Raw genomic sequence first — 11,971 nt, forward strand, 5'->3', positions numbered from 1 at the left:
GCTGGATGTGGATGAATCAGCGGATCATGTCCGGCGCATCGCCTTCCAGCATGCGCCGCGCGATGATGACGCGCATGATTTCGTTCGTGCCTTCGAGGATCTGGTGCACGCGGGCATCGCGCATGAGGCGCTCCAGCGGGTATTCGCGGATGTAGCCGTAGCCACCGTGCAGTTGCAGGGCTTCGTTGCAGACCATGAAGCCGGCATCGGTGGCAAAGCGCTTGGCCATGGCGCAGTAGGTGGAGGCGTCGCGCGCGCCGGCATCGAGCTTGGAGGCGGCCAGGCGCACCATCTGGCGCGCGGCCACGAGTTCGGTGGCCATGTCGGCCAGCTTGAACTGCAGGGCCTGGAAGCTGGCAATCGGCTTGCCGAACTGCTTGCGCTCGTGCATGTACTGCTGGGCCTGGGTCAGCGCGCCCTGGGCGGCGCCCACGGAGCAGGTGGCGATGTTGATGCGCCCGCCGTCCAGGCCCTTCATGGCGATCTTGAAGCCTTCGCCCTCGCGGCCCAGCAGGTTATGGGCGGGGATGCGCACGTTGTCGAAGCTGATGACGCGCGTGGGCTGGCTGTTCCAGCCCATTTTTTCTTCCTTCTTGCCGTAGCTGATGCCGGGCAGGTCGGCGGGCACGGCAAAGGCGGAGATGCCGCTGGCGCCCGAGCCGGCGTCGCCCGTTCTGGCCATCAGCACCAGCATGTCGGTGCTGCCCGCGCCGCTGATGAAGGCCTTGGCGCCGTTGATGATGTATTCATGCCCCGCCAGTTCGGCCCGGGTCTTGAGCGAGCCGGCGTCCGAGCCCGCGCCGGGCTCGGTCAGGCAGTAGCTGGCCAGCTTGCGGCCGCTGGTCAGGGCCTCGCCCCATTCGGCGCGCACGGCGTCGGTGGCCCAGGTGCCCAGCATCCAGGTGGCCATGTTGTGGATGGTGATGAAGGCGGTGGTGGAGGGATCGACGGCGGCCAGTTCCTCGAAGACCATGGTGGCATCCAGGCGCGGCAGTTGCAGGCCGCCAGCGTTCTCGGGCGCGTACAGGCCGCAAAAGCCCAGTTCGCCCGCCTTGGCGATGGCCTCGCGCGGGAAGATGGATTCACGGTCCCAGTGCGCGGCATGGGGCGCGAGTTCGGCCTGGGCAAAGGCGCGGGCCGATTCGGCAAAGGCGCGCTGGTCGTCGTTGAGTTCGAAGTCCATGGCTGGCTTGTCTCCTGCGTTGGGCTCTGGGGCCCTTGTTGTTCTGGGGGGGCTTTCGATGGCTGTGGGTGCTGCGGCGGTCAGTACTGCAGCCAGCGCTCCAGCGCCTGCATGCGCTCCTGTGTCGCGGCCGTGAGGCAGTCGTGGTACAGGCGCGGGCCTTCGGGCTGGGTTTCGCTGTCGCGCGTGGCGGCCTTGCAGCGTGCCGTGCGGCCCTTGATCCAGCCGTTCTGGTCGTGGCGCAGTCCCGTGCGCTTGCCCTGGGGCAGTTGCTGCATGACGTCCAGGTAGCGGATGTTGAGCGCGGTGTCGGCCTCCTGGAAGGCCTGGACCGCGCAGGCATTGCGGCTGGCGGCGGTGGTGGAGGCCGGGTCGCAGGCTGCACCGGCCTGCGCGTGAAGGGTCAGGGGCAGGGCGGCCAGGGCGGTGAGCAAGGCGGCACCCAGGCTCCGGGAGAGGGAGGCGGTCATTGGAAAACGCATGCCGCCATCATCCCAGAGCCGGGGCCTGCCCCGGATCAGTCCAGGCCCGCCCACCCGTGCATCAGCGCAGGCTGATGGTGGTGTTCACGCCCTGGCTGGTGGTGCTGTCGTCGAACCAGCGCGCCGTGACGGTCTTGGTCTGCGTGTAGAACAGCACGACCTGCTTGCCGTAGGGGCCCAGGTCGCCCAGCTTGGAGGCGCGGCTGCCCGTGAAGGAGAACAGCGGAACCGGCACGGGAATCGGCACGTTGATGCCGACCTGGCCCACGTCGATGTCTTCCTGGAACTTGCGCGCCGCGGCGCCCGACTGCGTGAAGATGGCCGTGCCGTTGCCGTTGGGGTTGGCGTTGATGAACTCGATGGCCTCGTCCAGGCTGTCGGCAGCCGCCAGGCACAGCACGGGGCCGAAGATTTCCTGGTCATAGACGCTCATGCCGGGCTTGACGCCGCTGAACACGGTGGGGCCGACGAAGTTGCCCTTGTCGTAGCCGGCCACCTGGGGCTTGCGGCCGTCCAGTTCCAGCTTGGCGCCGTCGGCCAGTCCGCGTTCGATCAGGCTTTCCACACGCGACAGCGCCGCGCAGGACACCAGCGGGCCCACGTCGGTGCCGGGCTCGGTGCCGCCGCTGACCTTGAGGGTCTTGGACTTTTCCACCAGCTCGGGAATCCACTTCTGCGCATCGCCCACCAGCACGGCCACCGACAGCGCCATGCAGCGCTGGCCTGCCGCACCGAAAGCTGCGCCCAGCAGGGCGTTGAGCGTTTGCTCCTTGTTGGCGTCGGGCATGACGATGGCGTGGTTCTTGGCGCCCATCATGCATTGCACGCGCTTGCCGGCCAGGCTGGCGCGGTTGTAGACATGGGTGCCGACCTTGGTGGAACCCACGAAGCTGATGGCCTTGATGTCGGGGTGGTCGCAGATGGCGTTGACCACGTCCTCGCCGCCGTGCACCACGTTGAGCACGCCGGGCGGAATGCCGGCTTCCAGGGCCAGTTCGCACAGGCGCATGGTGACCATGGGGTCCTGCTCGGAGGGCTTGAGCACGAAGGTGTTGCCCGTGGCAATGGCCATGGGGAACATCCACAGCGGAATCATGGCCGGGAAGTTGAAGGGGGTGATGCCCGCGCACACGCCCAGGGGCTGCAGCACGGAATAGGTGTCCACGCCGTTGGCCACGTTGTTGGCCAGCTCGCCCAACTGCAGCGAGCCGATGTTGGCCGCATGCTCCACCACTTCCAGGCCGCGGAAGACATCGCCTTCCGCGTCAGGCAGGGTCTTGCCCTGTTCGGCGGTCAGCAGGGCGGCCAGCTCCTTCATGTTCTCGCGGATCAGCTGCTGCAGCTTCAGGAAGATGCGGGCGCGCTGGCCGATGGGCGTCTTGCGCCAGGTCTTGAAGGCTTCCTTGGCGTTGGCGACGGCGGCGTTGACCTCGTCGGGCGTGGCAAAGGGCACGCGGGCCAGCACTTCCTGCGTGGCCGGGTTGACCACATCGCGCCATTGGGTGCTTTGGGATTCGACCAGCTTGCCGTTGATCAGCAGCTTGACCGTGGGCGCCAAAACCTTGGCGGACGTGGATGCATTCATGGCTTGTCTCCTGTTGCGGTGGTGTCGGCCCGGCATGCCGTGCGCCGGGCGTTCATCGCATGGTAGCTGTGCGGTTTTTCGCAAGCAATGGAGATGTTTGCAGTATGCATGTGCGTTTTTGCACATCGGCATGCCAACTCGGCCACGCCAAAAAACATGGCCTGCGGTGTTCGCAGGCCATGCGGGTTCAGGGCTTGAAGGCTCAGTCCGTACCGGTGGCCGGCAGGCGGTCGTCTGCAGCGGGGCTGGAGTGGTGTACGGCGCGGGCGGCGGGCTTGTGCAGCGGCTCCAGCTTCACGCGGGCGCTGGCACCCAGGCCGGACTCCAGCTTGGTCAGCAGGCGCAAAAGCTCCTGCAGTTCCTCGTCTTCCAGCGGAGAGACCAGGCGGTGGTAGGCCTGGTCCACCAGCGGCACGCTGGCGGCCAGCAGGGCCCGGCCCTTTTCGGTGAGCGTGAGCTGGTGCTGGCGGCGGTCACGCGTGCTCAGCGCGCGGTGCACGTACTCGCGCTCTTCCAGCCCGCGCACCAGGCGCAGCGTGGTCACCTTGTCGAAGCCCATGGCGCGCGCCAGGGAGCTTTGGTCGGAGCCGGGGGAGGCGTCGATCAGGACCAGGGCGCCGTACTGTGGCGGCGTCAGTCCCAGGGGGCGGCATTGCTCTTCAAAAATGCCGACCGAAATCTGGTGGGCGCGCCGCAGCAAAAAGCCAGGGCGCTGATATAGCGGCAGTGGTGCAGGCGTCATCGTGTCCATATGCGTCTAGTATTCTTGCAGAGATGTCCAGTATTCATTCGATTTCCACCAATTGTGCCCATTCTGGTGCATGATTACCATGCGTTTGCATGCTAACTACAAAAGAGGTCTACATGCGAAATTTTGTTGGCAGACGGCAATTTTTGAAGACAAGCGGATTGGGAGTATTGGGTTTACCCGTAGCAGGCGCCATCGCCAGCACCGAGAGTGTGCCTCTGAAATTGATTGTGCCTTTCACTCCGGGGACTGGAATCGACACGATTGCGCGAACGATCGGGCCTTTGCTGGCCAAGCGCCAGGGCCGGCCCGTGGTGGTGGAGAACAAGCCGGGCGCCTCTGGAAATATCGGAACCGAGGCCGTTGTGCGCTCGCCCGCCAATGGCCAGACGCTTTTGGTGACAGTGAATACCCTGGTGATGAACGCATCGCTGTATCCCAAATTGCCATTCAATCCGCTGACGGACCTCGAACCTGTAACGCTGACCAGCTGGGGACAGCTGATTTTGGTGACGCCCACGGCCTCCGCCTATCAGACGGCGGCCGATCTGGTGAAGGCGGCCAAGGCCTCGCCGGGCCGCATCAATTACGCATCTCCGGGAGTGGGCACTCCGCACCATATGGCGATGGAGCTTTTCAAGAGCACGGCGGGCGTATCGATCACGCACATCCCTTATCGCGGAACAGGGCCGGCGCTGACGGACCTGCTGGGCGGCCAGGTGGAATGCATGTTCCTGCCCATTCATGTGGCATTGACGCATGTGAAGGCCGGCAAGCTGCGCGCGCTGGGCATTGGCAGCCAGCGGCGCCACCCGCTGCTGCCCGATGTGCCCACGCTCAAGGAGGCCAAGGCGGGCGATGTGAACGTGGATATGTGGTACGGCGTGTTTGCGCCGGCCGGCATGCCGGCGGACCAGGTCGATGCCCTCAATCGCGAGATCCGCGCGATTTTGGCGTCGGAGGAAGTCCGGCATGCCTTCGCGCCCCAGGGCATGGATCCGGCCGGCAGCACGCCGGCCGAGTTCAAGGCCCTGGTGCAAAAGGACGCCCGGCGCTGGGCCGATCTGGTCAAGGCGCGGGGGATTACCGCCGAGTAGGCGGGGCGGGCGCCAACAGCGCCCCTGGAGAAAGCATGGAGAGTCAGCGGATGAAAGTAGCGATCGTGGGGGGCGGCATCGCAGGCCTGTGCCTGGCATTGGCCCTGCATCAAAGAGGCATTGCCTGCGAAGTCTTCGAGGCCGTGCCCGAGGTCCGCGAGATCGGCGCGGGCATTACCCTGCTGCCGCATGCCATGCGCGAACTCAGCGACCTGGGCCTGCAGCCGCAGCTGGAGGCGCTGGCGATCGAGAACCTGGAGAGCGTGTTCTTCAATCGCTATGGCCAGTTCGTCTACCGCGAGCCGCGCGGCCGCCATGCCGGCTATGAGCTACCCGAACTGGGCATCCACCGTGGCCGCCTGCACCGCGTTCTCTTCGAGGCTGCCGTGCAGCGCCTGGGCCCGGGCGCAGTGCACACGGGCCACCGCTGCGTGCGTGTGGACCAGTCGGCCCATGGCGCCACCGTGCATTTCGCGCCGGATGCCCAGGGCCATGTGCCGCCGTCGGCCACGGCCGACATCGTCGTGGCCTGCGATGGCGTCAACTCCGCCGTGCGGCGCCAGTTCTATCCGCAGGAGGAGCTGGCCTTCGGCGGCATCAACACCTGGCGCGGCGTCTCGCGCTTCAAGCCCATCCTCACGGGCAAGAGCTATCTGCGCATCGGCTCGGTCGATACCGGCAAGATGGTGATCTATCCCATCGAGGACAACGTCGACGGCCAGGGCATGCAGCGCATCAACTGGGTGGCCGAGATCCGCGACCCGCAGATGCGCATGAACGACTGGAATCGCGCCGGGCGCATGGAGGATGTGCTGGAGATTTTCGGCGGCTGGACCTTCGACTGGCTGGATGTGCCGGCCCTGATCCGCTCGGCCGAGACCATCTTCGAGTACCCCATGGTGGACAAGGACCCCGTGGACCAGTGGAGCTTCGGCCGCGTGACCCTGCTGGGCGATGCCGCCCACCCCATGTATCCGCGCGGCTCCAACGGTTCTGCCCAGGCCATGCGCGATGCGCGCGTGCTGGCCGACCTGCTGGCCGCCGACCCGCAAGGCGACCCGCTGGCGCTGCTGGCCGCCTATGAGGCCAGCCGCCTGCCCGCCACCAGCCAGGTGGTGCTGACCAACCGCTCCACGCCGCCCGACTTCATCATCATGAAGGCCGACGAGCTCAGCGGCGGCCAGCCCTTCGGCCATATCGACGAGCTGATCAGCCAGGACGAGCTGCGCGCCATTGCCCGCCATTACGAGCAGGTGGCGGGGTTCGTGAATCCGCAGTCGCAGGGCTGAGGCAGGCGGCGGTCTCAATCCAGGCTGATGTTCGCCTTCTGGATCAGCAGCTTGTACTGGTCCGCCTTGGTCCTGGCGAATTTCTCCATTTCCGGCACTTCCCAGGTGATGGGCTGGAAGGCGAAGGTGGCGAATTTCTCGCGCACCTGCGGGTCCTGCAGCACGGCGACCACGTCGGCGTGGATCTTGTCGCGCAGGGTGGCGTCCACGCCCTTGGGCGCCAGCAGGGAGACGAAGGAGTTCACGATCAGGTCGGCGGGGCCGCCCGATTCGGCCACGGTGGGCACGTCGGGCATCTGGGCGATGCGCTGGGGCGCGGCCACGGCCAGGTAGCGGATCTTGCCGGATTTGTAGATGCCCTGGCTGGAAGGAAGGCTGGCAAAGCTCCAGGCCGGATCGCCATTGGCCACCGAGGTGTAGAGCTGGCTGACCTCGCGGTAGGGCACATGGGTCATCTTGCTGCCGGTCAGGAAGTCCAGCCATTCGCCGCCCAGGTGGCCGGGGCTGCCCACGCCCCAGGAGCCGTAGCTGACCTTGCCGGGCTCCGACTTGGCCGCCTTGATCAGGTCGCCCATGCTCTTCCAGGGCGAGTTCGTGGGCACGGCGACGAAGAAGGGCGTGAGGAACAGCGGCGCCACGGGGTCGAAGTGCTGCAGCGGATGGAAGTTGCGCTGCTTGTAGAGGTAGGGCAGGGCGGAGACATGTTCGCTGTCGAGCTGCAGCAGGGTGTAGCCGTCGGGCTTGGCGCGGCGTGCGGCTTCGATGGCGACAAAGCCGCCGCCGCCTGGGCGGTTGTCCACGGTCACACCCTGCTTCCAGCGCGCGGAAAGCTTTTCTCCCACGATGCGCAGCACGGCGTCAGGGCCGCTGCCCACGGCAAAGGCCGTGATCACGGTGACGGGGCGCGTGGGAAAGCTGGCGGCGCTGCTGGAGCCTGCCTGCGCCCAGGCGCAATGCAGCGGGGCGATGGAGGCCAGCAGCAGGGCGGCGCCTGCGAGGGCCTTGCGGCGGGAGGGGGCGGTGCCGAGGCGGCTGGATGGGGATGCTTTCACAGTCTGTCTCCTGTTGGATCTGCTTTTTTCACTGCTTGCAATGCCCCGGTCCTTCTGGCGAGGACTCGGGGCGGGTTAGGGCTGCCGGCAAAGGTGCGGCGGGGTTCAGGCGAAGTTCAGCCGGCGTCAGGCTGGGCCAGGGGCGCGGCCTGCGCAAAGGCGGGCAGGGCCGCGCAGGCCCTGTCCACTGCGCTGATCAGCGGCCAGCGGTCCAGGTCCACGCCAAAGCGGCGTGCGCTTTCGATCTGGGGCACGAGGTAGACATCGGCCAGCGTGGGTGCGTGGCCGAAGCAGAAGTCGCCGCGCCGCGTGTCTTGCGCCAGCAGGGCCTCGATGGCGTCGAAGCCGTCGGCAATCCAGGTGGCGCACCAGGCATTGATGGCGGCTTCGTCCGCACCGAACTGGCGGCGCAGGGTCTGCAGGATGCGGCGGTTGTTGATGGGATGCACGTCGCAGCCCACGATGGCGGCCAGCGCGCGCACCTGGGCGCGGTCCTCGGGGTCGGCGGGCAGCAGCGGCGGCTCGGGGTGGCGCTCTTCCAGCCATTCGATGATGGCCGGCGACTGGATCAGCGTGCGGCCATCGTCCAGCGTCAGCGCCGGCACCAGGCCCTGCGGGTTGACCTGCTTGAACGGCGCTTGGGCCTGCTCGTCCACGCGCAGGTCCACGGGGAAGTAGTCAGCGCGCAGGCCCTTGAGGTTGAGCGCGATGCGCAGGCGGTGCGAGGTGCCGCTGCGGAAAAAGCTGTAGAGCTTCATGGTGGTGGTCTCCCCGGTCTTATTCAGGCTGGCCCACGGTGAGCGCGATCTCGCCCACGCCCTGCACATGGCCGGTGATGCGGTCGCCCGGCAGCACGGCACCCACGCCTTCAGGCGTGCCCGTGTAGATGAGGTCGCCGGGTTGCAGGTGATAGAACAGCGAGAGGTCGGCAATGATTTCGCGGATGTTCCAGATCAGCTTGTCCACGTCGGACTGCTGCCTGGTCTCGCCATTGACGGCCAGTGCAATGGCGCCGGATTCGATCACCTGGCCCGGCATGGGCACGATCTCGCTGGCTACCGAGGACTGCTCCACATCCTTGCCCAGGTCCCAGGGCCGGCCCTTGTCGCGCGCCACCAGCTGCAGGTCGCGGCGCGTCATGTCCAGGCCGCAGGCGTAGCCGTAGATGTGTTCATGCGCCTGGTCCGCCGCAATGCGAAAGCCCGCCTTGCCGATGGCCACCACCAGTTCCATCTCGAAGTGGTAGTTGTTCGTCTCGGGCGGGTAGGCCACGGTGGCACCCGAGTCGGTCAGGGTGGAGGGGGCCTTGGTGAAGTAGAAGGGGCGCTCCACGCTCTTGTCCACCGGGCGGCCCATCTCGACGGCATGGGCGTGGTAGTTGCGGCCCACGAAGAACAGGCGGTTCACGGGCAGGCGCTGCGTGCTGCCGCGCACGGGCAGGGATTGGACGGGGGGCGGGGTCCAGAGGTATTGGGGGGCGGTCATGGTATTGGCGATGGGGGAGGAAAGAGACATCGGAGGATTCAAGGCCGGACTTCGTAGAGGCCCAGCTTTCGGTGCAAAGGCGCCTCGTCGGCCAGGAAGAGGAAGGCGGGCTCGCTGGCGCTGGCATTGGCCAGCGTGGCGGGCGCCCAGCCGGGCACGCAGCAGGTGTCGGCCGGGGCCAGGTCGAAATGGCGGTCCACGGCGGCCACGCTGGCACCGCCCTCGATGACATGGAACACGCAGGCCGGCGAGCGCGCGGGCAGCTGTAGCGTCTGGCCCGGGCGCAGCATCAGTGCGTAGAAGCCCAGGATGTTTTCGCAGTCGGTCCCGGTCTCGGGGTTGGTGTAGGCCAGCTGCACGCAGTCCAGATCGGGGCGGTCGGCGGCCAGCTCCAGCAGCGCGGCGCGGGCATCCTTCCATGGGTAGCGCAGCATGGGGTAGGCCTTGGCGCTGCGGGCGAACACCTGCGTGGGTGCCAGGCCGCCGCGCGCATATGCCCGGTCGCCACGGCCGGGCAGGGCGGGCTGGCGCGGGCCGTCCACGTGGTAGGTGACTTCCAGGTAGTAGGCCAGGGGCAGGTCCAGCACATCGAGCCAGACCACGGGCTCGTCGCCGTCATGGCCATGCTCGTGCCACAGGCCCGTGGGCGTGAGGATCAGGTCGCCGCGCTCCATAGGGCATTTCTCGCCGTCGACCAGGCTCCAGGCGCCCTGGCCTTCCACCACCATGCGCACGGCATTGGGCGTGTGGCGGTGCGAGGGCGCCCACTCGCCGGGCAGCAGCAGCTGCATGCCCAGGTAGATGGAGGAGCTGGCCTGCATCTTCTCCAGCCCATGGCCGGGGTTGGCCAGCACCAGCACGCGGCGCTCGGCCTTTTCGATGGGCGTCAGCTCGCCCGCCTGCATGAGCAGCGGGCGGATGGACTGGTACGGCCAGGCAATCGGCTGGGTGCGCGGGCGCGGCGTGTGCGGCGGCATCACGTTGCGCAGGCTGGGCCACAGCGGCACCAGGTTGTTGCGCGCGAGTTCGTCGCGGTAGTCCTGGGGCAGGTCTTCCAGGCGGCCAAGTTCTTGCATGGCGGTCTCCTTGTGTTCAGTCTTCGGCGAGGCAGGTTTCGGCCTTCCAGCCGTACAGCCATTCCATGGCGTCGTAGAAACGCTGGGGCGTGCGGCCCTTCCAGAGGTCGTTGCGCACCAGGCGCTCCACGCCGCTGGCGTGGAAGATGCGGCCCATCTCGCGCGCGGACAGCACCACGCGCGCCGTGCGGGCGATGCGCGAGCGCTCGTACAGCCGCAGCGCCTGCGGCCAGTCGTTGCCGCAGTGCCTGAGCGCCTGGCCCAGCGTCACCGCGTCTTCCAGTGCCATGCAGGCGCCCTGGGCGATGTATTGCAGCGTGGGGTGTGCGGCATCGCCCAGCAGCGTGGCGCGGCCGAAGCTCCACTGGCCAATGGGCTCGCGGTCGGCCGTGGCCCAGCGCTTCCAGCTTTTGGGCAGGTCTATGAGCTGGCGTGCGCGCGGGCAGCAGTCGCTGTAGTAGCTTTGCACCTCTTGGCGGCTGCCTTCGCGCACGCCCCATTCCTCCTGCTCGCGGCTGTGGAAGGTGACGACCACGTTGTACTGCTCGCCGCCGCGCAGCGGGTAGTGCACCAGGTGGTAGTTGGGGCCGACCCAGATGCTGGCCGCGTTCCAGCGCAGGTCCTCGGGGAAGTCGTTCTTCTCCACCACGGCGCGGTACACCACGTGGCCGGAGACACGCGCCGCATCGCCCACGTACTGCTGGCGTACCACGGACTTCACGCCATCGGCGCCGATCAGCGCCTGGCCCACATGGACCTGGCCGTGCTGGTCGCGCACGGTGACGGTGTCACCCTCCTGCTGCACGGCTTCGATGCGCGTGCCCGTCAGCGTCTCGATTTGGCCGTGGGTGCGCGCGCCTTCAAGCAGCGAGGTGTGGATGTCGGCGCGGTGGATCACCGCATACGGGTTGCCGAAGCGGGCGCGAAACGCCTCGCCCGTGGGAATGCGGCCGACCAGCCGCTCATCGAGCGCGTCGTGCATCACCATCTCGTCGGTATAGACGGCGCGGCCACGGGCCAGCTCGCCAATGCCCAGCGCGTCGAAGGCCGCGAATGCGTTGGGCCCCAGTTGTATGCCGGCGCCGATCTCGCCCAGCTGCGGCGCCTGCTCCAGCACCTTGACGGCGAATCCCTGGCGTGCCAGGGCCAGCGCGGCCGCCACGCCGCCAATGCCGCCGCCTGCCACAAGAACGGGCAGCGCCCGGGAAGAAATGCTGGTGCTCATGGATGTCCTGTGCTTCGTGGTGCGTGTCGCCAGCCTGCGGGTCAGCTGCGTCGCGACTAATTAAACAGTATGCTGACGATGAGTGTAGTGTTGATTTGCATCAGGCCAGCCTGGGGTTTCCCTGGATGCAGGCCAAACGGTGGTGGACAGCATGTCCGGGTGAATCACCTGTCCGCCAGCCAACGCCAACGGAGGGCGCAGTTCATGCGAACATCTGCGCTTGCCCGCAGGGACCCGGAAAAGAGCGCAATGGCCATGGACTACCAACCCGCAGAACTAGAAAACTACCCCGGCTACCACATCCGCCGCCTGCAGCAGATCGCGGTGGCCGTCTTCATGGAAGAGACCCAGGAATTCGGCGTGACCCCCGTGCAGTACGCGGCGCTGTCTGCCGTGCTGCGCCAGCCCGGCGTGGACCAGCGCACGCTGGCGCGGATGATCGGCTTCGATACCTCGACCATTGGCAGCGTCATCGACCGGCTGGAGGCGCGCGGCCTCATGGTGCGCAACACCAGCCCGGCCGACCGGCGCGTGCGCCTGCTGTCGGTCACCGCAGAAGGCGCTGCGCTGCTGGCCGCTGCCGAGCCCTCGGTGCTGCGGGCCCAGCAGCGCATGCTGGAGCCGCTGCCGCAGGAGCAGCGGGGCCTGTTCATGGACATGATGGCCGTCCTGGTGCGGCAAAACGACGAGCTGGCGCGCGCGCCCAGCACGCTGGCCGCGCGCCGCGCCGCAGCCGACTGAGGCGGCCT

At 67.3% G+C, this 11,971-nt stretch carries 12 protein-coding genes; 3 read left to right on the forward strand and 9 right to left on the reverse strand.

Features of this window, described 5'->3' with window-relative positions; translation table 11 throughout:
* Nucleotides 1–16: 16 nt before the first annotated feature.
* From ACF8O7_RS21565 to ACF8O7_RS21580, 4 genes are all read right to left on the reverse strand, one after another.
* Nucleotides 17–1,183, reverse strand: a complete 1,167-nt coding sequence (locus ACF8O7_RS21565; protein ID WP_065345865.1) for an acyl-CoA dehydrogenase family protein — start codon at nucleotides 1,181–1,183, stop codon at nucleotides 17–19.
* An 80-nt stretch (nucleotides 1,184–1,263) separates the two neighbouring features.
* Nucleotides 1,264–1,665, reverse strand: a complete 402-nt coding sequence (locus ACF8O7_RS21570) for a lysozyme inhibitor LprI family protein (protein ID WP_392444228.1) — start codon at nucleotides 1,663–1,665, stop codon at nucleotides 1,264–1,266.
* Between the two features lie 61 nt (nucleotides 1,666–1,726).
* Nucleotides 1,727–3,250: a CoA-acylating methylmalonate-semialdehyde dehydrogenase gene (locus ACF8O7_RS21575; RefSeq protein ID WP_012205523.1), complete on the reverse strand. Its 1,524-nt coding sequence runs from the start codon at nucleotides 3,248–3,250 to the stop codon at nucleotides 1,727–1,729.
* 202 nt (nucleotides 3,251–3,452) lie between these two features.
* The gene (locus ACF8O7_RS21580) at nucleotides 3,453–3,992 is read right to left on the reverse strand and encodes a MarR family winged helix-turn-helix transcriptional regulator (RefSeq protein WP_223275353.1); all 540 of its coding nucleotides are present in this window, start codon (nucleotides 3,990–3,992) and stop codon (nucleotides 3,453–3,455) included.
* Nucleotides 3,993–4,114: 122 nt separating this feature from the next.
* Here ACF8O7_RS21580 and ACF8O7_RS21585 point away from each other — a divergent pair, with 122 nt between their 5' ends.
* Nucleotides 4,115–5,095 carry a tripartite tricarboxylate transporter substrate binding protein gene (locus ACF8O7_RS21585; protein WP_016446007.1) on the forward strand — a complete coding sequence of 327 codons (981 nt, stop codon included), beginning with the start codon at nucleotides 4,115–4,117 and terminating at the stop codon, nucleotides 5,093–5,095.
* A 50-nt stretch (nucleotides 5,096–5,145) separates the two neighbouring features.
* Nucleotides 5,146–6,384, forward strand: coding sequence for a flavin-dependent oxidoreductase (locus tag ACF8O7_RS21590; protein ID WP_392444230.1), 1,239 nt, complete (start codon nucleotides 5,146–5,148; stop codon nucleotides 6,382–6,384).
* A gap of 14 nt (nucleotides 6,385–6,398) precedes the next feature.
* Here ACF8O7_RS21590 and ACF8O7_RS21595 read toward each other — a convergent pair whose 3' ends face one another.
* The 5 genes from ACF8O7_RS21595 to ACF8O7_RS21615 all read right to left on the reverse strand — a co-directional run bounded on the left by ACF8O7_RS21595 (nucleotide 6,399) and on the right by ACF8O7_RS21615 (nucleotide 11,222).
* Nucleotides 6,399–7,436 (reverse strand): Bug family tripartite tricarboxylate transporter substrate binding protein, encoded by a 1,038-nt coding sequence (locus tag ACF8O7_RS21595; RefSeq protein WP_392444232.1) that lies wholly within the window; start codon nucleotides 7,434–7,436, stop codon nucleotides 6,399–6,401.
* A 116-nt stretch (nucleotides 7,437–7,552) separates the two neighbouring features.
* Entirely contained in the window at nucleotides 7,553–8,194 is a 642-nt protein-coding gene (gene maiA / locus ACF8O7_RS21600; RefSeq protein WP_392444234.1) for a maleylacetoacetate isomerase, read from the reverse strand.
* A gap of 19 nt (nucleotides 8,195–8,213) precedes the next feature.
* On the reverse strand, nucleotides 8,214–8,921 hold the full coding sequence (locus tag ACF8O7_RS21605; RefSeq protein WP_017407799.1) for a fumarylacetoacetate hydrolase family protein: 708 nt from the start codon (nucleotides 8,919–8,921) through the stop codon (nucleotides 8,214–8,216).
* A gap of 38 nt (nucleotides 8,922–8,959) precedes the next feature.
* Nucleotides 8,960–9,997: a cupin domain-containing protein gene (locus tag ACF8O7_RS21610; protein WP_392444236.1), complete on the reverse strand. Its 1,038-nt coding sequence runs from the start codon at nucleotides 9,995–9,997 to the stop codon at nucleotides 8,960–8,962.
* 16 nt (nucleotides 9,998–10,013) lie between these two features.
* Nucleotides 10,014–11,222, reverse strand: coding sequence for a 3-hydroxybenzoate 6-monooxygenase (locus ACF8O7_RS21615; protein ID WP_016446013.1), 1,209 nt, complete (start codon nucleotides 11,220–11,222; stop codon nucleotides 10,014–10,016).
* Between the two features lie 204 nt (nucleotides 11,223–11,426).
* Between ACF8O7_RS21615 and ACF8O7_RS21620 the strand changes: the two genes are divergently transcribed.
* A complete protein-coding gene (locus ACF8O7_RS21620; protein ID WP_012205532.1) occupies nucleotides 11,427–11,963 on the forward strand; it encodes a MarR family winged helix-turn-helix transcriptional regulator in 537 nt (178 codons plus the stop codon).
* The last annotated feature ends 8 nt before the right edge of the window (nucleotides 11,964–11,971 follow it).

This window comes from Delftia sp. WSY_16 (assembly GCF_043104415.1).
GTDB classification, from domain to species: Bacteria; Pseudomonadota; Gammaproteobacteria; order Burkholderiales; family Burkholderiaceae_C; genus Comamonas; species Comamonas tsuruhatensis.

What these genes read in the sequence shown, in the direction of transcription:
- ACF8O7_RS21565 (WP_065345865.1), bottom strand. Translation starts at nt 1,183, where the DNA reads ATGGACTTCGAACTCAACGACGACCAGCGCGCCTTTGCCGAATCGGCC.
- ACF8O7_RS21570 (WP_392444228.1), bottom strand. Translation starts at nt 1,665, where the DNA reads ATGCGTTTTCCAATGACCGCCTCCCTCTCCCGGAGCCTGGGTGCCGCC.
- ACF8O7_RS21575 (WP_012205523.1), bottom strand. Translation starts at nt 3,250, where the DNA reads ATGAATGCATCCACGTCCGCCAAGGTTTTGGCGCCCACGGTCAAGCTG.
- ACF8O7_RS21580 (WP_223275353.1), bottom strand. Translation starts at nt 3,992, where the DNA reads ATGACGCCTGCACCACTGCCGCTATATCAGCGCCCTGGCTTTTTGCTG.
- ACF8O7_RS21585 (WP_016446007.1), top strand. Translation starts at nt 4,115, where the DNA reads ATGCGAAATTTTGTTGGCAGACGGCAATTTTTGAAGACAAGCGGATTG.
- ACF8O7_RS21590 (WP_392444230.1), top strand. Translation starts at nt 5,146, where the DNA reads ATGAAAGTAGCGATCGTGGGGGGCGGCATCGCAGGCCTGTGCCTGGCA.
- maiA (WP_392444234.1), bottom strand. Translation starts at nt 8,194, where the DNA reads ATGAAGCTCTACAGCTTTTTCCGCAGCGGCACCTCGCACCGCCTGCGC.
- ACF8O7_RS21605 (WP_017407799.1), bottom strand. Translation starts at nt 8,921, where the DNA reads ATGACCGCCCCCCAATACCTCTGGACCCCGCCCCCCGTCCAATCCCTG.
- ACF8O7_RS21610 (WP_392444236.1), bottom strand. Translation starts at nt 9,997, where the DNA reads ATGCAAGAACTTGGCCGCCTGGAAGACCTGCCCCAGGACTACCGCGAC.
- ACF8O7_RS21615 (WP_016446013.1), bottom strand. Translation starts at nt 11,222, where the DNA reads ATGAGCACCAGCATTTCTTCCCGGGCGCTGCCCGTTCTTGTGGCAGGC.
- ACF8O7_RS21620 (WP_012205532.1), top strand. Translation starts at nt 11,427, where the DNA reads ATGCGAACATCTGCGCTTGCCCGCAGGGACCCGGAAAAGAGCGCAATG.